Source organism: Arthrobacter sp. SDTb3-6, from assembly GCF_013376095.1.
GTDB lineage: Bacteria > Actinomycetota > Actinomycetes > Actinomycetales > Micrococcaceae > Specibacter.
This window is the reverse complement of sequence record NZ_JAAMFN010000005.1, coordinates 1-21,306: the sequence shown is the minus strand read 5'-3', so window position 1 is coordinate 21,306 and position 21,306 is coordinate 1. Positions and strand designations below refer to the sequence as shown.

The following is a 21,306-nucleotide window of genomic DNA, read 5'->3' as shown; positions in this document are numbered from 1 at the left end:
CGAGGAGAGCAGCGACACCATGAAGACGTTTGGATGGGACACGGTTTTCGCCATCAAGACCGACCAGGTCAACGCCATGTTGGCGGCCAACAGTGAAAAGACCGTCTTGGACTTCACGGTGCCGCTGCCGGGCGGATCCGATCGGAAGGCATCGGGGCGCTTCCTGGCGTGGCAGATCACGGATGGTGGATCAAGCGAGATCATCCACCTCAAGCTCACGATTGCCGACGGAACTTTGTCCGACGGCGGTAACTCGTACCCACTGCGGGGGTTGACACTCGTGATTGCAACGCACCTGCGTTGGATCGAAAGGACAAACCAGGAGGAGGAGCTCCAGTTCGACTATAACCGGCTTGGCGAACCGGACAATCCGCCGGAGCCCGGGGAGCTGGCGGTCATAGCTCTCCGCGATCCTGACCGGGCTCTTTCGGCGGAATTGAATGCACTTCTGGCCTTTGCACTAGGCGGCTTTCTGGTCCAGAATGCCGGCAGCGTCCGGTTCGTCTTCGCTGCCGTGAACCTCGTGCCGCCGGCAACAAACTCATGGCTGACGCCCCAGCAAAACGCCTACGGCTACTATCAGGCTGAGGGCAGCCTCCAGGGCTTCCTCGTCATCTACAGCGTCACGAACGACAGGGACATTTCTCAACTTCAACGAACCGTCGACCCCACCGTGCTACCGACGACGACGAACGCAAGTTTCGCCATCTCCGACGAACTGTATCTGACCAACATCATTGCCCCAAGCCTCGGAAACGCCTTCAGTACCGGCACTGACGCATTCCTATACGACTCAGGCCAAGGCGTCCTGCGGAACACCCGCCGGCTCCATACACGAACCGTTCGATCCGGGCTGATCAATTACTACCCATTCATCGACGCCCTCGAAGTGCGCAGCGGTGACGGTGCCCTGCAAGGGCTATATGGGGGCGGCGTTGACCTGAAGGCCGGAATCAGCATGACCTACACCATCGGCGCCAACAATGCGGCGCACTTCACCGATGGCATCCTGCAATTCGCGGCGGATCCGAGGCCCAGTGAATCGCACTCGGCCCACATCCCCTGGTATTGGTTCATCGGCGGCTTGATAGTCATCGCCATTATCGAGATCGTAGTGCCGATCATCAGCAATGACATCGCCGGGCAAATCAGCAACGACAACCGTGAGCGGCTGGCCCTCGGAAAATACCCGCCGTCGTCCATCCTCTGGGGCGGCTCAAGTGCCATTTCGGTCACAGACATCAAGGTCAACGGAGCAATGTGGTTGTCCGGGAATATCTAGCCTGGGCCCTTCACGTTGTCGTGGCCAGGGCCCGCAATTAAGGACTAAAAGGGGCCCCAGACGTGGGGAAAGGTGTTAGCAGGCACCCTTTCCACGTCGCGCCCAGGAGCACCGTGCCTGTAAACTGCTTTACTGGTTTCTGCCTGTCTGTCCGAGTCCATGTTTCCGGGAAGTGTTCTCGACGTCGGTGGTGAGCGCCTTCGGTCGGGGAGCGGGGCTGTGGTCGGGGTGGGAGTCGTGGCGTAGGCCCTTCGCCCAGCAGGATCTGGGCAAGGTCAACACCAATCTTTCACTGTCTCTGGCTATGGGCGGGGACTTCGTCTATGGTTTCGACCGGCTCCGGATTCAGCCGAAGGTTTGTGGAACGGTGGCGTCGGATCCGACGGTCAGCCGGCTGGTCGAGGCCCTCTCCAGGTGCGGTCGGCCAAGGCGTTGGTGGAAATCAAAACCGGGCGTGCCGCGGCCCAGGGCCCATTGATGCCCGTACCAACTGGTTCAGGGACTGATTCCGCATCTCCTCACGTCGTTTAGCTCTTTCACAACCATGAACAGGTGAACCCTTCCCGTAGACGCGGGGAGGTCTTGATTGGAGTTCACCATGTTTCTGGCTGCGCCGGTTGATCCCGGCATCATTCCCAACGCGAACTTCCCCTTCCTTGAATCGTTGAAGGAGATTGGCGGTGGCATCCTGGTTGGTGCGTTCATCATCATCGCCATCGTTGCCATTCTGGGCGCTGCGATGTTGCTGGCCGGTAAATTAAGCCAGTCTTCGCGGCTGGCGTCCGGCGGTGGGATGATCCTGCTGTGGACCGGGCCGGTCGCTGCGATTCTCGGCGGCATCAACGGCTACATCCTCTGGTCGCAGACCGCCTTCCACCTGGGCTTCTAGGCTTCTGCAATGCTGCCCGCAGTCAAGTGTTCGGCTGGTGGGTGGTGGCCGCCGGGCTGCGGAATGATTTCGCAGACGCAGGATCTTGCCACCCAGACCATTACCGACATGTTTGCCAGCATCCTGGCCAACATGGCTTCCTGGATGTGGTCGTTCATCTCCGGCGCATTCGGCGTCTCGGACATTGGACCCTCGGAGTGGGCAACCGTCGGCGGGGTGACCCAGTGGTGGATTGTCGTGATGATGACGCCGCTGGTCGTGGCGATGATCCTTCAGCTACTCGGCGGGATCATAAGCCAACAGCCGCGGCGAATCGGACGTGCAGTGATTGCTGGCGGTATCGCGGTGCCCGTTGTGTTTGGCGCCGTCAGCCTCATGCAGAAGTTGACGCACTTCACGGATTCGGCTTCGGCTACTTTGCTGTCCACGCTGGGGTCGGACCCGTACATGGTATTCATGCGGCTCTTTGGTTTTGAGCGGGCTCCAGCTGGTTCGGGACGTGAGTGGGACCTGGTTTCCATGTCGAGCCCCGGAGACTCAGGCCCAACCGGCCCGGTCATCGTCACGGTCGCCGCGATCGCCTTGGTCTGGGTCATGGCCTTCATTCTCATGTGTTCAATGATCTTCCGGTCCTTTGCACTTCTGGTGTTGGCGGCCACGGCGCCGGTGGCCATCATGCTCATGCCGTGGGAGCGCACCAAGTCGTGGACCAGGCGCTGGTGTGAGACCGTCGTCGCACTTCTGATCGCCAAGCCGCTGGCAGCCACCGTCCTGGCGGTTGCGGTCAAGCTTTTTGCCAACTCGACGTCATTCGCCGGGTTGGCCTCGGGCGCTGTCGGCATGGCTTTGGCCTGCGCCGCGCCTTTGATGGCATTGCGGCTGGTCAGCTTTGCCGGCGGGGAGCTCGCCGCCGCGGCGCAAGTGGCCGGCGGCGGCCACGTCCTGACCCGCAGCAGCGGCTTCGCGGCACGCCAGGTCGGCAGGCAGATGGGCGGCAAGCTGTCCCTGTCGAGCATCGGTGCCAAGGGGCCGGCCCCAATTCAATCCTCGCCCGTTCCGGAAGCAACTGCCCTTGTGGGCAGCGCGGCTGGCCAGCAGGCTGTGAAGCACGACGCCGGGCAGCCGGTTTCCAGCGCGCCAAACCGGCCGCCGGGCTACGAGACCAAGACTTATGGGCAGCCGTACGTCAAGCGTGCCGGCACGCCGCATCGCGATCCCAGTTCAGCGCCTCCGGACGGACATTACGCCGGTGCCGGATCTGCGACTTCCAGGCCGGGAACAGGGCCATATTCAGTGCCGAGAACGCAGCATTCCCAGGGAGGTGAAGGACGCCAGCAACAGAACGGACCGCCGGCGCCACAACCGTCGCTCGGGCCTCCGCCCCCACCTTCCATGCCGCAGGCCCCGCCTGTTCAGCCGACGCAGCGTGCCAACCCGGAAAGGGATAGAGATGTCTGAAAATACGCGAGCACTTCAACCGGTGAAGTTTCCCCGGTATGAGCGCCACGGCCTGTTTATGGGCTTGCAGTGGTATCAGTTGGGACTTGTCGGTGCCGGTGTCCTTGCCGCCACTGTTGCCTCCGCAACGGGAGGACCACCGGCGCTCATTGTCACCACGCCGTTGTGGCTGGGGCTGGTGCTCTTCGGTGTCCTGCAGTATTCACGCACACCCTACCCGTTGTGGGCCTACGCGGCCACTGTGTTCCTGTGGCGGCAGCAGACGGGGCAGACCAAATACCTGGTGAAGCCGGAGCAGGCGCGGGCCGCGGGCCAGCTGGCGCTGCCCGGCGGGCTCGGGACGCTCGAGATAAATAAGAACGCCAACGGCGGGGCATTCGTCGTCGACCGCCCAGGCCATGAGGCGGTTGCCATCCTGCGCTGCAGCACCACCTCGTTCGCGCTCCTCGATGATGACGACAAGGCCTATGCGGTTCAGGCCTGGTCGCGGGTGCAGACGGCCATGGCGCAGCGCCCGTTCGTCGCCAGAATTGCAATCCAGGACTATACGGTTCCCTATCCCTCCACCGCGCTTCGCGACTTCTACGACCGCACCAAGGTCCCTTCACGAATTGATGAGGTCAACTGGGGCGACAAGTCCTACCTGGACCTGATTGCGGCAGCCGGCTCGGCAATGAGCCACGAGCTGCTGGTCTGCCTGGTCATCGATACGGCCAAGGCGCGGCGCCCCATCCGCGACGCTGGCGGGGCGTCAACAGGGCTTGCACAAGTGGTTGGCTCCGAAGTGGAGGCGCTCACCACCGGGCTGAAGACCCACGGTGTCACGGTGGATGAGTGGCTGCCGGAGAACAAGTTCGCGGCCGTGATGCGCGGTGCCTTCGACCCAGAAGCAGTCCCGCGGCTCGCCGCCCTTGCCGCCGGCAAGGGGTCCGATGGCTTGTCCGTCAGCGGCGGACCCATGGCCGTGGAAGAACACTGGACCTACCTGCGCACCGACTCCGGCTTCCACCAAACATTCTGGATCGCCGAATGGCCACGCCAGAAGGTGTTCCCCGGGTTCATCCACCCGCTGGTGTATGTGGGGGACTTCCGCCACACAGTCACCGAAGTCATCCGTGCCATCCCCACGGACCAGGCCTTGCGGGACATCCGCTCCGCCCACGAAGCCCATGACACCCGCCGCCGCATCAACGCCCGCTTCGACCGCCCTCTCACACGGGAACAGCGTGCCGAAGAGGAGGAGGTGGCCCAGCGCGAGGATGAGATCGTCGCCGGCCACGGCGACGTCCGCCCCGCCGCCTATGTAACCATCACCGCCGGGACCCTGGACGACCTCGCCCGGTACCGGCAGGAACTGGAGTCAGCCGCTGCCGGCGCCTTTGTCGAGCTCCGGCTTCTCGCGGGCCAGCAATGGCCCGCATTCGTTTCTGGCGCCCTGCCCCTCGGAAGCGGACTGAAATGAACAAGCACAACCAGCACGTCAGCTTCATACCATCAGGGGAATCCCGCCTTGACCGCGACGCACGACGGCGAATCGAACGTGGGGTTGTCGACCCACCGACCGACTCACTTTGGCACCGGGCATTGCGCGACGATGGAGAGAGTTCCGCTGCGCGCTCGCAGGGTGACTGGGGGAGCAGGCAACCAGCTTCCCTTTGGGGCCCGCACCGACTCCGGCCCGCACCGCACAGGGCATCAACCATGACCTTCGCGGCCGCCTATCCCTTCCTGACTGAATCTGGCTTGGGACACGAAGGAACATACATCGGCACCGACGTCTTCGGCTCTGGAGCTTTCACCTATGACCCCTGGATCCTTTACGACAAGGGAGTCATCAGCGGGCCGTCCATTGTGGTCATTGGAACAGTGGGCACCGGAAAGTCCATGTGCGGCAAGTCCCTGGTCGCAAGGTCGGTCACGTTGGGGCGCAAGGCGGCGGTGGCGTCCGACCCGAAAGGGGAGTGGGTGCCCGTTGCCAAGGCGTTGGGCGGGAAGGTCATCTCCGTTGGCCCGGGCAAGCCGGCACGTGTGAATCCCCTTGACGCGGGCCCGCGCACATTGTCCATCTCCGATGACCAGTGGCAGGCCGTCGTGCGACAGCGGCGGCGGCACCTTTTGGTGGCCCTCGTGTCCTTGATGCGCCAGGGACAGCCCATGAGCCCTGTGGAGCACACCGCCCTGGACATGGCACTCACCGACGTCGTCGCAGCCAACAGCACCCCCACACTTCCCATGGTGTTGGAGTACCTGCTCAACCCCACCCCTGAGACAGTGGCGCTAGTCGGACGCGAGGGAGGAACCGGCGTCGGACACTCCCTACGGCGCACCGTGGCGGGAGACCTCGAAGGTATGTTCGATGCACCGTCCACCGTAGCCTTCGACTCAGACGCACCCATCATGGTCATGGACACCTCAGCGCTGATCGGCGCCTCAGAGCAGGCACTGTCACTGGCCGCGGCCTGCGGGGCAACCTGGCTGGAGGCAGCCGTGACCAACCCGGACGGGGCCAAGCGGATCGTGGTCTACGACGAAGGCTGGCGGATGCTGGCCGACCCCTACATGCTGGCAAAGATGAGTGAGCAGTGGAGGCTCGCCCGCACTTATGGCATTGCCAACCTGCTCATCATGCACAAGGTGGCGGACCTCAATGAGATAGGCGACGGCACCAGCGGCCTGCGGCAAAAGGCGCTCGGCCTGTTGACAGAGGCGGACACACGCATCATCTACCGGCAAAAGCACGACGCCATGCGCCTGACCAAGGAAGCCCTGGGACTCACAGACACGGAATGCGAGCACGTCGAAAACCTGCCCAAGGGCATGGGGCTGTGGAAGGTGGGCAACCGCTCGTTCATCGTCGCCAACCGAATCACGACCGACGAGCTCGCGGTGTTCGGCACGGATGAAGGGATGCGCTGATGCCCCGCCGGTTGGACGACGGAAACGCCCTGCTGAACGCTGCCCTCGTCTCCTCTGCCGTGTATTTGAGGTTCTGCCTCCTCATACAGGCCGCAGCCGCCACCGCCATCCAATGGGGCTGCCACGCCGCCGTGCCATGGATCTTCAGTCCTGCCGCCGGCATCGGACTCCTCATGGGACGCATGGACTGGATTATTGGCGTGCCCCGATCGTGCATGGTCGACACCGAAGCGGTCTGGATGATCGTTGGACCCGCGCTCGCAGGCCTATTGCTCCTTGGCGTTGCCGGGTACTTTGCATGGCGGGTGTGGCGGCAGTCCGGCTCGTGGCTGCGGTTGGACATCCTCGGCCGTGACGGCGTGGCCCGTCGTGCTGAGATCCTGCGGGACTTTGGGTCCCGCGCCGTCGTTAAAAGGGGGAAGTTCACCCGGCCCGGACTCCCCAAACCGCGGATCGAGGACGTCTCGTGGACGGTGGGCCGCTCCCGCGGCGTCACCGTCCATGTTTCCACGGAAGAGTCAATGGTCATCCAGGGAGCGCCGAGGTCCGGCAAAGGGCTGTACCTGATCATCAACGCCATTCTTGACGCCCCCGGCGCCGTGGTGACGACGTCGACCAGGGCGGACAACCTCGTCGTGACGATGAAGGCACGGGCCTCAGGCGGCCGGCCAGTGACCGTATTTGATCCCCAGGGGATGTCGGGGCTCCCCACGACGCTGCGGTGGTCGCCCGTCCGGGGCTGCGAGGACCCGGACATTGCCACGCGCCGGGCTCTCGTCATCACGGCGGATACGGAGTTCAAGGGGGAGAACGCCGCGTGGCAGAAGCGCGCGGTCGTCGTCCTGCAGTGCCTGCTCCATGCGGCGGCACTGTCCGGCGACGGCGTCCGCGGATTCCGGCGGTGGTCGTCGAGCCCGGTTTTGGCGAAGGAGGCCTTGGAGATCTTGGGCCGGCCCGAAGCCGCCCTGGGCTGGCAGGCGGATCTGATGGGGATCATCGACGACGACCCCCGGAACACCTCCAACTCCTGGATCGGGGTGAGCGCCGCAGTCGCCCCGCTGTCATCACCGAAGGTCCTGGCCGCCCATGACCCACGCGGTGAGAGCGAACAATTTGATCCGAAGGAGTTCATCCGCCGACGGGGAACGCTTTACCTGATCGGCACAAAATCAGGAGCGGCTGCCGCCGGGCCGTACCTGTCCGCATTGATCGACGATATCGACCACGCCGCCCGGGAAATGGCATTCGTGGCCCCGGGCGGCCGGCTGGACCCGCCCCTGTCCCTGATCCTCGACGAAATAGCGAACTTGTCGCCCTGGCCGGGGCTCCCCGTGGTGCTTTCCGACGGCGGAGGCATAGGCATTTCCACAATCGTCGTGTTGCAGTCGCTGTCGCAGGCACGGTCCGGTTGGTCCATCGATGAGGCCGCAACCATCTGGGACGCGGCCATCATCAAGATCATCTTCGGAGGTGGATCCGACGAACGTGACCTCCGTGCCCTGGCCGGGCTCATCGGCGAGCGCAGCACCAAAGTCAACACACGGTCGTGGTCCGCCCAGGGGCGCCAGGACGGCGAACAGGTACGTGAGGCGCCAGTGATTCCCCTGCACGAGATTCGGCGCCTGCCGGTCGGCACGGCCATCATGCTCGGCCGCCGCACGCGGCCCATCCTGCTGGACCTGCGCGAGTGGCACAAGCGCAAGGACGCGGCCCAGCTGGGGATGTCGAAGGAAGAGACCGAGCGCGAACTTGCCGCCGGCCACCGACAACGGCAGGAGATCGGACTTGTCACCAAACTGAACGATTGAAAGGAACTCACAATGGATGAGGACGACTCATTTGAATACACGGTCGGCGGGGGAGCGGAAGACGAGTTCGCTGCAATGCTGTTTGGATCCACCGAAGGGAAGAGATCCAAACGGATACCGGTGACCTACCGGTGGCGGGACATGGACGCCCGCACGGCGCAGACAGTCTGGAAGCACCTCGGGGAATGGGTCCAGTGGCTGGTCGACACCTACCACCTGCCAACCTCCGTGGTGCCGGACTGTTGGTGGCGGCACAGCGACATGGTCGCCGAGCTATACGGGCTCCAGCGGGCTGAGCAGGCCTCCTATACCGAAGACGACGGTGGCTTCGGCCCGATTACTTTCCATGAGCGAATGGTGTCCTGCATCGAGAGGATGCGCGATCACACGCGCACAGCCGGATGTGTTGGTCTGCAGGCCCACCGTGCCCCCACGCCGAGGATTCTTCCGCCGGGAGGGCCCGGATCGTCCGGCTGGGGCACCAAATCCGGCGATGCAGCCTAACTCACGCTGTTTAAGCTCCTGCGAACCATGAACAGGTACCCGGGGAAAAAGATCCCCGGCGCGAGAAATGTCGGAGGTGGCTGGTATGAGTGCCGATTCACTGGAAGCAAACTTACCCACTGGGAGTGTTCCTGCGAATCGGCACCCGGCCTCTCGGCCAACCCACCTGGCGCCCGAGGAACGGGTCGCGGCTCTCACCCAGGGGCTTGTCGAGCTCCTCGAGGATGCTGTCAGCGAGCCATGGCGCTGGCAGCAACTCCTCGACAACTCCGCCACGCTTTGGCGTTACTCCGGTGGCAATGCGGCCATGCTGATGGTCCAGATGCAGGCACGCGGAAAAGAACCGCCAACGCTCGTTGCCGGCTACAAACAATGGGAACGACACGGACGCTACGTCCTTAAGGGGGAACACGCATTGTGGGTCATTGCGCCACGAACGGCCCGGACCGCGAATGGGACCGCGGACCGCACCGAACCAATGGCGATTGCCGGAGCTGACGAATCGCAGGATTTGAAGCGGTCGCGCATTCTTGGCTGGCGTGGCCAGGCGGTCTTCGACGTTTCCCAGACAGAGGGTGAGCCGCTCCTGGTCCCACGTCAGGCAAGCGGCCTGGTTCCGACAAATGGCGCAGGGTACGACGAACTTTGGACGTCCTTGGTCGATGTTGCCGGCAGGAGTGGATTTGCCGTTCACACGTCCAGCAGCCAACAATCGCTGGCCAGCGGTTACACGAACTTTGGCCGGCACCTGGTCAGCGTGGGGGCATGGCTTGAACCTGAAGAACGCGTTGCCGTCCTGGCCCACGAGCTTGGCCATGTCATGCTGCATGGTCCAGACGACAAGCTGGGACAGCTCTATGGCAGCAGCGAGGAACATCGCGGCCTCGCGGAAGTGGAGGCTGAATCTGTGGCCTATACAGTCTTGAAAGCCCACGGCGTGGACCGGGCAGCCCAATCGTCCAGCTACCTCGCCGGCTGGGCCGATACAGTCCTGGCTGCCGAGGCCGACTCCATCATGCAGTCGGCAGCCGGGTGCAAGCTCCTGTCGCGAGCGGACATAGCGAAGTCGGTGCTTGGGCGCGTGACGTCGGCATCCAAATGCATTCTGGACGTTACCGGGCCGGAGGGATCCGGCGGACGGTTGGCCGCCGTTCGAATTAACACTAGTGTTGACTGCCGGCAGTCAAGTCCGGTGTCAGGCCCGTCGGTACGGCAATCAACCGGTGTGACTACTACCTAGGGTAGCCTCGGACGAGGGCAAAAGCGTCACCAAGAAAATTGCAGGTCGGCGCTCCGGTTTACCTATTGAATGAACCCAGTTCGGTGGAGATGGTGTCCAATACCGGACCCAGGCCATCGGCAATGGCTGATGCAGCCGTCAGGTCTTCCTTGGAATAGCTCCCCGGTGAATCCATTAAGTTCAAACAGCCCAAAAAGCGGCCATTGAGCTGGATGACGGCGTTGATCCCGGCGCCGAGGCGCAGGGCGGCAAGTGTCTCGTGGTGCTCGAATGCGTCCGTCTGGAGATGTGCCGGGGATTCGGCAATGAAGGATTCAAGGCGTACCACGCACTGCTGGCTCCAGTCGTCTCCGAGCGCCGCAGAAATCCCGCCGAACCGGTAGATATCAGGAAGCGTCGAGTATACGCGGATCAAGTCACCTCTGGCAGGGCGCCAGAGGGAGATGGTGGCCAGCCGTGCGCCAATGTGATCTACCGCTTGGCGGACGGCGTCGCGGAGTGCATCAGACTGCTCCTGCTTGAGTGACAGCGCGACAACCTCTTCGACGACGGGTGGGGTGGTCATGACTTCTTCTTCCTTGTCTGGATGGTGGGGAACGTTTTGGCCCCTGCTGAGAAGCAGCACTCCGCTCACAGCTATGCAACCACCAATGACCGAAGCGGCAGTCGGAACCTGCCCCAGCACGAGCCAGCCGAGTGCCAACGAAAAGATGGGTACAGCAAACAGGAGTGAACCACCCTCGGCAACGCTGGTGCCGGCGAGCGAGATGTTCCAGAAAGAGTAGGCCAACACGGTGCTCGAAATTACCAGAACCAGCAGTGCCACGATGGTCATCCACGTCCATTGGCCTGGATGGAGGTTGTATGTTGCCGTGGGTAGGGTCGTGATCCCGCCGACGAGGCATCCCCAAAACACCATTTCTACAGGGGGAACACGGGCGAGGATTGGCTGTTGCCATATTAGGTATGCGGCAAGAACGAGGGACGCGGCCAGAATGACAAGGGCGTTCCAATCAAACCCCAGCTCGCCTGGCCCCAGCACGGTAATGACGAGAACGCCAACCGTCGCGATGCCCATTCCTAGGATTCCGCGAAGCGACGTCCGCTCGCCCAATACCAGGTAAGCAAGCAGAAAGGCGAACACGGGAGAGGTGTTGAGAAGCAGGCTTGCAGTCCCTGCCGGTACCGTGGTCTGCCCGAGGTTGAGCAGGGTCCCGTAGGCGCCATATCCAAGAACAGAAATGCCCGCCACGAGCAGCACATCGGCCTTGCGCAGCAGCAACTTCTTCTTGCGCAATGCGAACCAGCCGCCAATGATCACGGCGGCCATCAGGAAACGAAGTGGAGTCAGATCCAACGGACTGATGATCTTGAGGACTTCGCCGGTTGCCACATAGGTGGGTGCTGATGTCACCACCATCAGCACGTCTGGCCGCCGCAGCCAGGCAAATCTGACAGACGTGGCCTCCACCCTCTTTCAGTTCGTTAGGAGATTGCTGTCCGAAACTATTGCCTTTCGGACTAATTTATTTGTACAGTACAGCAAATAGATCGTTTGGTGTAGTGCTCATCACATGGAAGGCCGTTACATGGAAAACATGAACAACCCCGCAGCCAGAGGCACATTTTCCCGGCGGAGCGTCCTTACTGCTTCCGGCCTCGCGGTGGTCTCGGCCGCGTTCTTGACGGCATGCGGTCCAGGCGGCTCGGCATTGCCCCAGGCGTCCTCCGGTGGCACCGGTGCGGCCGCAAAGGCAGGCGGAACTCTCAGGATTGCCCGGCCCCCGGCGTCGAAGGCAGAAACCCTTGACCCGGCCAGCGCACTTTCCGCCTACGAGTACCTTGGCGCCATCTACAACCGCCTTGTCCGCCTGGATGAAAAGGGGGCCGTGCAGGCCGACCTGGCAGAGTCCTGGGAGACTTCCAAGGACGCGTTGACCTGGACCTTCCACCTGCGGAAAGGCGTGACGTGGCATGACGGCAAGCCTCTGACGGCCAAGGACGTTGTCTACACGTTTGCGCACATGCTGGATCCGGAAACCAAGAGCCCGCAGGCCGGAGTACTTTCACCCTTCATCACAGCAAAGTCCGCCACGGCCAAGGACGACGTCACTGTGGTGGTGGCCCTGACCTCGCCCAACGCGGAATTTGCCAGCCTCCTGACAGGCTACAACTGCTACGTGATCCCCGCGGATTCCGCCGGGACCATCGGCAAGTCCGGGATCGGGACCGGCCCGTTCAAGCTCAAGGCCTTCACCCCTGCGGGGCCGGGACAGATTGTCCGCAATGATGCCTACTTCGGCGACAAGCCCAAGCTGGATACCATTGAATTCTCGTCCATTCCGGATACCCAGGCACGGGTCAATGCGCTCTTGGCTGGCCAGGTCGACTTGATCTCCCAGACGAACCTTGACTACGCGACGTCCCAGACCGTTTTGGCGTCCCCCACTGCCACCGTCAGCGCCGTCAAGAACGCACAGTGGTACACCGTCCCGATGCTCAACACGTCGCCTCAGTTCAAGGACCCCAACGTACGCCGCGCCCTTGCCCACGCCTATAACCCCAAAGACGTCCTTCAACTGGCGGTGCACGGCAGCGGCACTATTGCTCGCAACAATCCGGTGCCGCCAACGGAAGCCTACTACCTCGACTACGGTCTGGAATTCGATCCGGAAAAGTCCAAATCATTGCTGAAGAAGGCCGGACACGATTCAATGGCGCTGGATATCTGGACATCCACCTACGACTCAGTCCTGACGCCGCTCGCCCTTGCCATGAAGGGAAGCGTGGAGGGCTCCGGGTTCACCCTCAACGTGAAGACCTCGGCTGCTGATTCCTATTACACGGACGTTTGGATGAAGAAGCCATTGATGACCAGTTACTGGTACACGGGGCGTCCCGTCGACCAGCTCCTCAACCAGATCTTCCGGTCGGGGTCCTCGTATAACGAGAACGCGTACGCAAATCCGGCGTTCGACAAGATTCTCGACGACGCGCGCGCCACCGTGGATGACACGAAGCGCAAAACCCTGTACCAGGACGCACAAAAGTTCTTGATTGACGACGGCGGGTCCCTGACGCCCTTCTTCGCCGATCGCTTGGTGGGCCTTAGCAAGAAAGTTGCCGGCTACAAGGAACACGGCTTCGAGTTCGACTACATCAATATTGGGCTGGCTGGATAGATATGCTCACACGCTTCATACTGCCACGGCTGGGCTGGGCGGTGGTGACAATCCTCCTGGCCACCATATTGGTGTTTGGTGCCATGCAGGCGCTGCCCGGAGACGCGGCGACCCAGATTCTGGGGCAAAACGCAACACCTGACGCTGTGGCGACGCTGCGCAGGCAACTTGGTCTCGACCAATCGCCCGTGGAACGGTTTGTCACGTGGCTGGGCAACGCCGTCACGGGCAACTTCGGAACGTCACTCGTCAGTGGCCAACCCGTAGGGCCGGAAGTGGGCCGCGCCCTGCTGAACACGTCGATTCTTGCGGGAATCACCATCGTCGTCGGATTTTCCCTTGCCCTGGCGCTGGGCCTTGTCGCCGGTTTGTTCCGCGACAGGTGGCTGGATTCTCTGATCTCCACCGTGGCACTGGTGGGCATGAGCATCCCGGAATTCATCGTCGCAACCCTGCTTGTGCTGGCATTCTCCATCGCCATTCCCATATTTCCTGCCGTGGTGGTCGCCGGGGAAAATGCGTCCCTAGCTGACTTGGGGCCCGCCATGACTCTTCCAGCACTGTCGCTCATGTTCGTGGCTTCGGCATACATCATTCGCATGATGCGCACATCGGTCATTGACGTCATGGAAACGGAGTATGTGCACACAGCCCGGCTCAAAGGCATTTCCACAAGCCGTCTTGTTTTCCGGCATGTCGTCCCCAGTGCGATTCTGCCGACATTGAACGTTGTCGCCATGAACATTGCATGGCTGATAGGCGGCGTTGTGGTGGTGGAAAGCATTTTCAACTACCCCGGGATGGGGTCGCTAATGATTCGTTCAGTCCAGAGCCGGGACTTGCCCACCATATTGCTCATTACCGTGGTCGGAGCCATGACTTTTGTTATCTGCAATCTGCTTGCCGATTTGGCAGCCACGCTGCTAAACCCGCGTCTGCGCTACCCAAGGAACTCGAAATGACCGCCTCCACCATCGTCGTTGAAAGACTGCAAAGTGCTCGGGGGTTCTGGCCTTCAGTGACACGGGTGGCGCGGTCGATCCTACGGTCCAAGCCTGCGACCCTGGGGTTCGTGCTCGTCATACTCCACATTCTTCTGGCCGTCTTGGCTCCACTGATTGCTCCGGGCAATCCAACTCAGAACAATGCAGCAGCTATTTTGCAGCTTCCGGGCGGGCCATACCCACTTGGCACGGACACCTTGGGACGTGACATCCTCTCACGAACTCTCTACGGCGGGCAGTATGCCTTGGCCGTCAGCTTCGCATCCACGGCATTGGCCGTGCTGCTCGGCACGGTCATTGCGGGAGTGGCAGCCTTTTATGGCGGCTGGGTTGATCAGGTCATCACCCGGCTGGTGGACTCCGTGATCGCCGTTCCTGCCATCCTGGCCATGCTGGTGCTCGTTACTGTTTTCGGATCCGGACCTGAAGTGATCGTGCTCGCCGTTGTGGTGGTTTACACCGGCGGTGTTACCCGAGTAGTGCGGGCGGCGGCGATGGATGTCATGCCGAAGGACTTTATCGTCGCTGCCAGGGCCCGGGGCGAAGGCGTGTTCTACATTCTCAGTCGTGAAGTATTTCCCAACATCCTCGACGTGGTGCTGGTTGAGTTTGCCATGCGTGCCTCGTGGGTTGTCCTGTTGGTGAGTTCACTGTCATTTCTGGGCTTCGGGGCAAATCCGCCTACGCCGGACTGGGGACTGATGGTGGCCGAAAACCGGAGCCTGATGGCAGTTGTGCCGCTTGCAACGCTGGCTCCTATCGTTTTTCTTGCATCGCTGATTGTGGGCCTGAACTTGGCCGCAGACGGCCTGGCCAAAAGCCTCGGTGTTGACCGCATGAAGGAGATTCTGGGATGAGCATCACCAGGAATGACGACCTGGCAATCGATGTCAAAGACCTCGACATTGCCTACATGTCGGGGAAATTGCGCGTCAATGTGCTCGAGAACGTCAGCCTGCAGTTGCGGCAGGGGGAAGTTCTCGGGCTTGTGGGAGAGTCCGGATCCGGCAAGTCCACGATGGCGGGCGTGTTGCTGGCCTCCTTGCGCACGTCGTCTTTTGTAGCCAGCGGAACTGTGCACTTAGACGGCATGGACGTGTTCAAGCTCAAGGGCCGGGAACTGCGCGAATTCAGGGCCTCACATGTTGCACTGGTCCCACAAAACGCTGGGGCGGCGCTGACTCCAACCATGCGCATAGGCGAACAACTTGAAGAATCGTTCCGTTTGGACGCCACTTCGAGTGCGACGCGGGACGCCCGCATCCGGCGGTCCATCGAACTCCTTGATCTCGTCCGACTTCCGAATTCATCAGGCGCCCTGGAGAAATATCCCCATCAGTTTTCCGGCGGACAGCAACAACGTATTGGCATCGCCATGGCGTTGGCGGCGCGTCCGAAGCTATTGGTCCTCGATGAACCTACAACCGGGCTGGACGTTGTCACTCAAGCCGCTATTCTTGATACCTTGAAACGCCTGCACCAAGAACTGGGAATGGCGATGGTGATGGTGAGCCATGACCTTGGCGTCATCGACAAAATGTGCAGCCGCATCGCGGTTTTCCGCCGTGGACGAGTGGTCGAAGAGGGAGAGACCAGCCTCATTCTGCGCGAACCCAGCCATCCCTACACGCAGGGCCTGCTGGACAGTGTTCCGCGTATCACGGTTCCGGGCATTCCGCCTAGCCTGGACGACGCCGCAATCGACGCCTTTGAACACGGCGCGACAATGCCGCCACGGGAAGTCTCGCTCTACGAGCGTGTCGCTCCGGAAAAGACCGCCAGTGTGCTTGCCATTCGGGGGCTGACGGTTGACTACGACCGAAAGCCGAAACCGGGAGGGGCACCCACCGTCCTTGACTTCGACCTGGACGTTCACGCCGGCGAAATAGTGGCGCTCGTAGGTGAATCCGGCTCCGGAAAATCCACGATCGCTAATGTGGTGGCAGGGCTGCAAAGGCGCCAGTCAGGCGAGCTTACCCTTGACACAACTACCGCACTTGCACCGACTGTGGCCCATCGTTCCAAGGCTGTGCGTCGCGCGGTGCAGATGATCTTCCAAAATGCCGACACCTCCTTGAACCCGCGGCGGACAGTCCGCGATGCGATTACGCGTCCCCTTCGCCTGTTCAACGTCAGGGGCCTTTCTGCAGAGGAAGCCCTCGCGGAAGTCGGCCTGCCCAGCGGTTTTACCGAACGCCTCCCGGGGCAACTGTCCGGAGGGCAGCGCCAGCGCGTCGGGATTGCCCGGGCCATCTCCGCCAGACCGTCTTTGGTTCTTGCTGACGAGATCGTCTCGGCGCTCGACGTGTCGGTTCAGTCGTCGATCCTCCGGCTCATGGACCGCCTTGCACGAGACAACAATCTCGGATTTCTGTTCATCACACACGACCTGGCGGTAGTTCGCAGTGTTGCCGACAGGGTCGTGGTGCTTTACTTGGGGAGAATAGTCGAAGAAGGAACCGTTTCGGAAATATTTGGCCCGGTATCCCACCCATACACCAGCCTTCTACTCGCATCGGTGATTGAGGTGGGTGACGACCACTCCGAAACCATCGCGCCAGGGCAAGACGAAGTACCCGCGGGCCCGCCTGCACGGGGATGTCCGTTCGCGAGCCGTTGCCCCCTCGTCGTGGAAATTTGCAGAACGACCAAGCCACCCGTCATCGAAGCCAGCAGCACGCATGCCATTCATTGCCATGTGCCCGTGGAAAAACTTCGCCACAGTCAGACAACTTCACTTCGCAGCGCAACGCGTTTTCAGCAAACCAGTTGATTGGATGCCCCACTTGAAAATCACCACCGACTTTCCCCGAAACGTCACAGTCATGGACGACGTGTTCATACCCATGGGAGATGGCGCCCAGTTGGCCGCAACAATCTGGCTTCCCGAGGATGCCGAGGAAAATCCAGTTCCCGTCCTGTTGGAATACTTGCCGTACCGCCGCGGCGACTGGACCGCAACCCGCGATGCCCAGCGTCATCCCTGGTATGCGGGCCACGGCTATGCTTCCGTGCGGGTGGACATGAGAGGCTGCGGCGACTCCGATGGCGTGATGGTGGACGAATACCATGAGCAGGAACAGGCCGACGGGCTCGAAGTCATAGCATGGCTGGCCAGGCAGCCGTGGTCCACGGGCAAGGTTGGAATGTTCGGGATCTCCTGGGGCGGATTCAATGGCCTGCAGATAGCAGCTCGACGGCCGGAGGCGCTGAAAGCCATCGTCACCGTCTGCTCCACCGACGACAGGTACGCCGATGACGTCCACTACTACGGAGGTGCCCTCCTGGGGATCGACATGTCCTCTTGGGCTGGGACGATGTTCGCCTTCCAATGCAGGCCGCCGGCACCATGGCGCGTGGGGACCAAATGGGAAGACATGTGGAATGAGCGGCTCGAAGGGCTGCAGCCGTTCACTGAGATTTGGATGTCCCACCAGGAACGTGACGCATACTGGCGCCATGGTTCCGTTTGCGAAGACTATGCGGACATTCAAGCTGCCGTCCTGGCTGTGGGCGGGTGGGCGGATCCATACCGAAATGCCGTCCTGCGACTGGTGGATAAACTTGCTGCGCCCAGCAGGGGCATCATCGGGCCGTGGTCACACCAGTATCCCGACATCGATAGGACGCCCGGGCCCAACATCGGTTTTCTTCAGGAAACACTGCGATGGTGGGATCACTGGTTGAAGGGCGAAGAGACGGGTGTTATGGAGGAGCCAGCGCTAAGGGTGTTCCATCAAGAGTCTGTCAGGCCAGCAACCAAATATCCAGAACGAAAGGGTAACTGGGTGGCCCTCGAAGGCTGGCCCAGCCAGCGAATCGCGCCGGTAACTTTCAACTTCGGGAGCGAACTGCGCACTCTGGCTGCCGATGTCGGCGAGCACGTCCTCATTGACACACCACAACACGTCGGAATGGATGCTGGTCGATGGTTCCCATTCGGAAACGACGCGGATTTGCCGCCGGACCAGAGATCGGAAGACGGCCGATCGGTCGTCTTCGACTCGAGCATTCGCGCTGAAGACTTGAACATATTGGGATTCCCCAAGCTCACGCTCCGCATAGCCTGCTCATCGAGGAGGGCAAACATCATGGCCCGGCTTGAGGACGTGGCCCCAGATGGTTCGTCAACACTGGTCACCCGCGGCGCCATCAACCTTGCCAAGCGCCACGGCATGGACAGGGCTGACGATGCGCAAGTCGGTGAATGGATCGACGCTGAACTTGAAATGACCGCAATTTCGTGGACTATTCCTGTCGGCCACAAACTCCGGGTTGCCCTATCCACGACGTATTGGCCCTGGCTGTGGCCCCATGCCGAACAAGGAACTCTCATTCTTGATCCGAACGCCAGTGATCTGCACCTCGGCCATCTGGACCCGGCCGCGCTGGTAGAACCCGGCCCGTCATTCGATGAACCCGTCCAAGGGGCGCCACTGGCGGTAGTGGCCGAGCCGAAATCTTCGACCATTCCGGAACGCGAGGTGCGCTACGAACCCGACTCCGATACGTGGGTGCTCACAGTAGATCCCAAATATGGGGGCTACCGGGTCTATCCTGACGGCATGAGATACGGGGAACAGGCCGTGGAAAAGTACACGATCTCTGGCAACGACCCGTTGTCAGCGGTCGCGGAATCAAATTGGCTCATCGAAATGGACCGGGACGACTGGCACGTAAAAATAGACACTCAATCCCGCATCAGTGCGACAGCCACGCATTTTAATTTGTCCAACAGAGTCACGACCTATTTGAACGGCAGCGTGCACTTCGACAAGACGTTCGAAAAAGAAATCGAAAGAACATCGGTTTAGGCAGCGATGGGAGATAAAGCCGTGACCGAAGTCAAATCGGCAACAAGACCGCGCGCCAAATCTGCAGATGAACGCCAGCGGCACCCAACGGAAGTGCGACGGCGGCTGGTCATCGAGTCTGCACGCGACCTAATCGCAGACAAGGGACTTTTCAACGTCCAAATCCGCGACATATCACGTGCCTGTGGAGTTTCCCCGGGGACGATCACTTATCACTTCCGAAGCCTGGAGGAAGTTCTGTGGGAAGTGGTCAAGGCGGAAACCGTGGACTTCTACATTCCGTTGCGCGAAGCCGCTGCGAGCAGTGACGAAGACAAAACGACCACGCTGCTGACGTTTCTGAAGGGTTTGTTTCGCCCCGATCCTGACACCCGGCGGCACTGGATGATTTGGCTCGACTTTTGGTCGGCAGCCGCGCGTGAGGACTCCTATGGCGAATGGATGAATACGCACTATGAAGCGTGGTGGGACGCGTTGGCGGCCATTATTGAAGCAGGCGTCGAAGATCAAGAGTTTTCATGTGCTGATCCTCGGAATTTTGCGGTATCCATTGCCGCTATCGTCGACGGACTTGCCATACAGTGTTATTCAAGACGCGCAAGAATAAGCGTCGCCGAAGCACAGAGACTTCTCCTGCGCCACGTGCGTGAAGGCTTGCGTCTAGATAATCTTGGTTAAGATCGTGCCAACCAGCCTCGTAGCCACCTTATTGCCGGCCGTCGGTTGTCGTTACGAGTCGCGCATACGACGGTTGAACTTATCAATGGCGCATGGGTGCCACCGCACGACAGTCACCTTGGGCGATCCGGTACGTTGGCGGCCATGGCTCTCCGACATGGACTTGGGTGGGATCAGGGGTGATGAGCAGGACTGATCCTGGCCAGTAGGTGCCGCCCGCGCCTTCGATCCAGGCGGGCTGCTGGTAGCCAAAACGATCCCACCTGATGGTGACCCAGGCACCCGTGGGTTGAACCTCCTGCACGCTGAGGACAGTGACTTCGGTTGTTGTAGTGCCGGTGACTTTGGCTTCTTCAAACGCCTGCCACATGCGTTGTGCATTCACCGTCCAACGTTTGGCGCGGCGGACTTTGACGGCCCATCGGCTTGCCAGCAGCAGTGCGGCGACGAGTGCTAGGGAGGCAAGCGTGGTCAGCCAGGCCGGCGCTGGCCAGTTGGCGATGGTTGCTGGGACGAGGTAGAGAGCGCACACGCCGACCAGGACGCTCCAGCCGAGGAGGTGTGATGAGACTACTGTCGGTTTGATCATCGGGTTCATGACCGCCACGCTTCCTTTCGAAATCCAGTCTAGAGTGACGGTCCGACGGCGGTAAGTGGGTTATGCGCAATTGGTGCTGGCGGCATGATGTGATTCTGAACCGATGCCTGTGCGGTGCCGTTCTGCATGCTGCGGATCTGCCGCTCAAGATCTTCCCGTTCTTGCGTCTGCTCCCGTTCATAACCGGATGGAACAGGACCGAGGGGTTCCGTTTGGGTATCGATTCCCCAGCGGTCCCGGTACGTGGCCGCGTCTCGGACGATGGCAGCCCACCGAGAGGGCGCGATCGTGGTTCCCAACCGGGCGCGGAGCGCAAGTACCCAAGACGGCCGCTTCGTCAGGGCTTCACTTGCCACCAGGGCACGCCGGTTCACTGTGCGGGAGCGGACCTGCTCGATCATGTCGCGCAGGTCCGGCCGATCACAGGAAATTTCGTCCTTCAGGGCCGACAGCGGCTCGGCGGAGAAGTTACTGGCTACGCGGCGGAACCGGGCGTGGATGACGGCCATGTGGTCCTGGGCGTCGCCGGGGTGGTGCAATGCGGCCTCGAGCACCCGCTGCGCGCCGGCCGCATTGGTGGCCACTGCACGGCGCCACGCCGCCACCCCGGCACCCCAGGAGGGGGACTCCTGAAGGCGGGGGACGGCGTCGGGCGTCACCTTGGTAACGGCCTTGGTGAGGTGTTCCGCGGCGGCAAGCTGGGCGAGGTAGTCGTACTCGGCCGCGAGCCGTTGGAGCGTGTCCGCTTTCGCCGTCTCCGCGGCACGGACTTCATGGGCGGTCTGTTCGGCCCCTTTCGCCGCCAGGACCTCACCTAGTATTTGGCGCCAGCTGGACGCTTCCGCTGCCATTGAGTGGTCCTCGGCGGCGGAGTTGGTCTCGCAGATGTAGGCGGTGTTGCTGGTGCGGCCCCGGGTCATGCCGACGTAGAAA

Annotated in this window: 17 protein-coding genes; 14 read left to right on the top strand and 3 right to left on the bottom strand. The window is 61.5% G+C overall.

What is annotated here, in order from left to right; all coding sequences use genetic code 11:
• The first annotated feature begins 19 nt into the window (after nt 1-19).
• The 8 genes from G6035_RS03575 to G6035_RS03540 all read left to right on the top strand — a co-directional run bounded on the left by G6035_RS03575 (nt 20) and on the right by G6035_RS03540 (nt 10,097).
• A complete protein-coding gene (locus tag G6035_RS03575) occupies nt 20-1,282 on the top strand; it encodes a TULIP family P47-like protein (protein WP_176615707.1) in 1,263 nt (420 codons plus the stop codon).
• 598 nt (nt 1,283-1,880) lie between these two features.
• Entirely contained in the window at nt 1,881-2,171 is a 291-nt protein-coding gene (locus tag G6035_RS03570) for a hypothetical protein (protein ID WP_176615706.1), read from the top strand.
• Nucleotides 2,172-2,180: 9 nt separating this feature from the next.
• Nucleotides 2,181-3,629, top strand: a complete 1,449-nt coding sequence (locus tag G6035_RS03565; protein WP_176615705.1) for a type IV secretion system protein — start codon at nt 2,181-2,183, stop codon at nt 3,627-3,629.
• Nucleotides 3,622-5,091 carry an SCO6880 family protein gene (locus G6035_RS03560; RefSeq protein WP_176615704.1) on the top strand — a complete coding sequence of 490 codons (1,470 nt, stop codon included), beginning with the start codon at nt 3,622-3,624 and terminating at the stop codon, nt 5,089-5,091. The genes G6035_RS03565 and G6035_RS03560 overlap by 8 nt, the downstream gene beginning before the upstream one ends.
• Before the next feature lie 239 nt (nt 5,092-5,330).
• Nucleotides 5,331-6,545: an ATP-binding protein gene (locus G6035_RS03555; RefSeq protein ID WP_176615703.1), complete on the top strand. Its 1,215-nt coding sequence runs from the start codon at nt 5,331-5,333 to the stop codon at nt 6,543-6,545.
• A complete protein-coding gene (locus tag G6035_RS03550; protein WP_176615702.1) occupies nt 6,545-8,353 on the top strand; it encodes a type IV secretory system conjugative DNA transfer family protein in 1,809 nt (602 codons plus the stop codon). The genes G6035_RS03555 and G6035_RS03550 overlap by 1 nt, the downstream gene beginning before the upstream one ends.
• Nucleotides 8,354-8,365: 12 nt before the next feature.
• Nucleotides 8,366-8,857: a hypothetical protein gene (locus G6035_RS03545; protein ID WP_176615701.1), complete on the top strand. Its 492-nt coding sequence runs from the start codon at nt 8,366-8,368 to the stop codon at nt 8,855-8,857.
• Between the two features lie 85 nt (nt 8,858-8,942).
• Complete coding sequence (locus G6035_RS03540; RefSeq protein ID WP_176615700.1) at nt 8,943-10,097, top strand: ArdC-like ssDNA-binding domain-containing protein; 1,155 nt, start codon at nt 8,943-8,945, stop codon at nt 10,095-10,097.
• A 58-nt stretch (nt 10,098-10,155) separates the two neighbouring features.
• Here the strand turns inward: G6035_RS03540 and G6035_RS03535 are convergent, their stop codons facing one another.
• Complete coding sequence (locus G6035_RS03535; protein ID WP_176615699.1) at nt 10,156-11,568, bottom strand: DMT family transporter; 1,413 nt, start codon at nt 11,566-11,568, stop codon at nt 10,156-10,158.
• 241 nt (nt 11,569-11,809) lie between these two features.
• Here G6035_RS03535 and G6035_RS03530 point away from each other — a divergent pair, with 241 nt between their 5' ends.
• The 6 genes from G6035_RS03530 to G6035_RS03505 are packed head-to-tail and all read left to right on the top strand — an operon-like array spanning nt 11,810 to nt 19,775.
• Nucleotides 11,810-13,279, top strand: a complete 1,470-nt coding sequence (locus tag G6035_RS03530; protein ID WP_256127715.1) for an ABC transporter substrate-binding protein — start codon at nt 11,810-11,812, stop codon at nt 13,277-13,279.
• 2 nt (nt 13,280-13,281) lie between these two features.
• On the top strand, nt 13,282-14,241 hold the full coding sequence (locus tag G6035_RS03525) for an ABC transporter permease (protein ID WP_176615697.1): 960 nt from the start codon (nt 13,282-13,284) through the stop codon (nt 14,239-14,241).
• Nucleotides 14,238-15,140: an ABC transporter permease gene (locus tag G6035_RS03520; protein ID WP_176615696.1), complete on the top strand. Its 903-nt coding sequence runs from the start codon at nt 14,238-14,240 to the stop codon at nt 15,138-15,140. Before G6035_RS03525 ends, G6035_RS03520 begins: the two co-directional genes overlap by 4 nt.
• Nucleotides 15,137-17,056: an ABC transporter ATP-binding protein gene (locus tag G6035_RS03515; RefSeq protein ID WP_176615695.1), complete on the top strand. Its 1,920-nt coding sequence runs from the start codon at nt 15,137-15,139 to the stop codon at nt 17,054-17,056. The genes G6035_RS03520 and G6035_RS03515 overlap by 4 nt, the downstream gene beginning before the upstream one ends.
• A 13-nt stretch (nt 17,057-17,069) precedes the next feature.
• Nucleotides 17,070-19,097, top strand: coding sequence for a CocE/NonD family hydrolase (locus G6035_RS03510; RefSeq protein WP_218062933.1), 2,028 nt, complete (start codon nt 17,070-17,072; stop codon nt 19,095-19,097).
• Between the two features lie 21 nt (nt 19,098-19,118).
• Nucleotides 19,119-19,775, top strand: coding sequence for a TetR/AcrR family transcriptional regulator (locus tag G6035_RS03505; RefSeq protein ID WP_176615694.1), 657 nt, complete (start codon nt 19,119-19,121; stop codon nt 19,773-19,775).
• Between the two features lie 82 nt (nt 19,776-19,857).
• Here G6035_RS03505 and G6035_RS03500 read toward each other — a convergent pair whose 3' ends face one another.
• Together G6035_RS03500 and G6035_RS03495 are read right to left on the bottom strand one after the other, a co-directional pair.
• Nucleotides 19,858-20,373: a hypothetical protein gene (locus G6035_RS03500; protein WP_176615693.1), complete on the bottom strand. Its 516-nt coding sequence runs from the start codon at nt 20,371-20,373 to the stop codon at nt 19,858-19,860.
• A 29-nt stretch (nt 20,374-20,402) separates the two neighbouring features.
• Nucleotides 20,403-21,306, bottom strand: a 904-nt coding sequence (locus tag G6035_RS03495) for a hypothetical protein (protein WP_176615692.1), incomplete at its 5' end; no start/stop codon positions are given.

Coding starts and splice junctions, on each gene's coding strand:
- G6035_RS03515 (WP_176615695.1), top strand. CDS start 15,137: ATGAGCATCACCAGGAATGACGACCTGGCAATCGATGTCAAAGACCTC.
- G6035_RS03520 (WP_176615696.1), top strand. CDS start 14,238: ATGACCGCCTCCACCATCGTCGTTGAAAGACTGCAAAGTGCTCGGGGG.
- G6035_RS03500 (WP_176615693.1), bottom strand. CDS start 20,373: ATGAACCCGATGATCAAACCGACAGTAGTCTCATCACACCTCCTCGGC.
- G6035_RS03550 (WP_176615702.1), top strand. CDS start 6,545: ATGCCCCGCCGGTTGGACGACGGAAACGCCCTGCTGAACGCTGCCCTC.
- G6035_RS03570 (WP_176615706.1), top strand. CDS start 1,881: ATGTTTCTGGCTGCGCCGGTTGATCCCGGCATCATTCCCAACGCGAAC.
- G6035_RS03545 (WP_176615701.1), top strand. CDS start 8,366: ATGGATGAGGACGACTCATTTGAATACACGGTCGGCGGGGGAGCGGAA.
- G6035_RS03560 (WP_176615704.1), top strand. CDS start 3,622: ATGTCTGAAAATACGCGAGCACTTCAACCGGTGAAGTTTCCCCGGTAT.
- G6035_RS03525 (WP_176615697.1), top strand. CDS start 13,282: ATGCTCACACGCTTCATACTGCCACGGCTGGGCTGGGCGGTGGTGACA.
- G6035_RS03575 (WP_176615707.1), top strand. CDS start 20: ATGAAGACGTTTGGATGGGACACGGTTTTCGCCATCAAGACCGACCAG.
- G6035_RS03555 (WP_176615703.1), top strand. CDS start 5,331: ATGACCTTCGCGGCCGCCTATCCCTTCCTGACTGAATCTGGCTTGGGA.
- G6035_RS03565 (WP_176615705.1), top strand. CDS start 2,181: ATGCTGCCCGCAGTCAAGTGTTCGGCTGGTGGGTGGTGGCCGCCGGGC.
- G6035_RS03540 (WP_176615700.1), top strand. CDS start 8,943: ATGAGTGCCGATTCACTGGAAGCAAACTTACCCACTGGGAGTGTTCCT.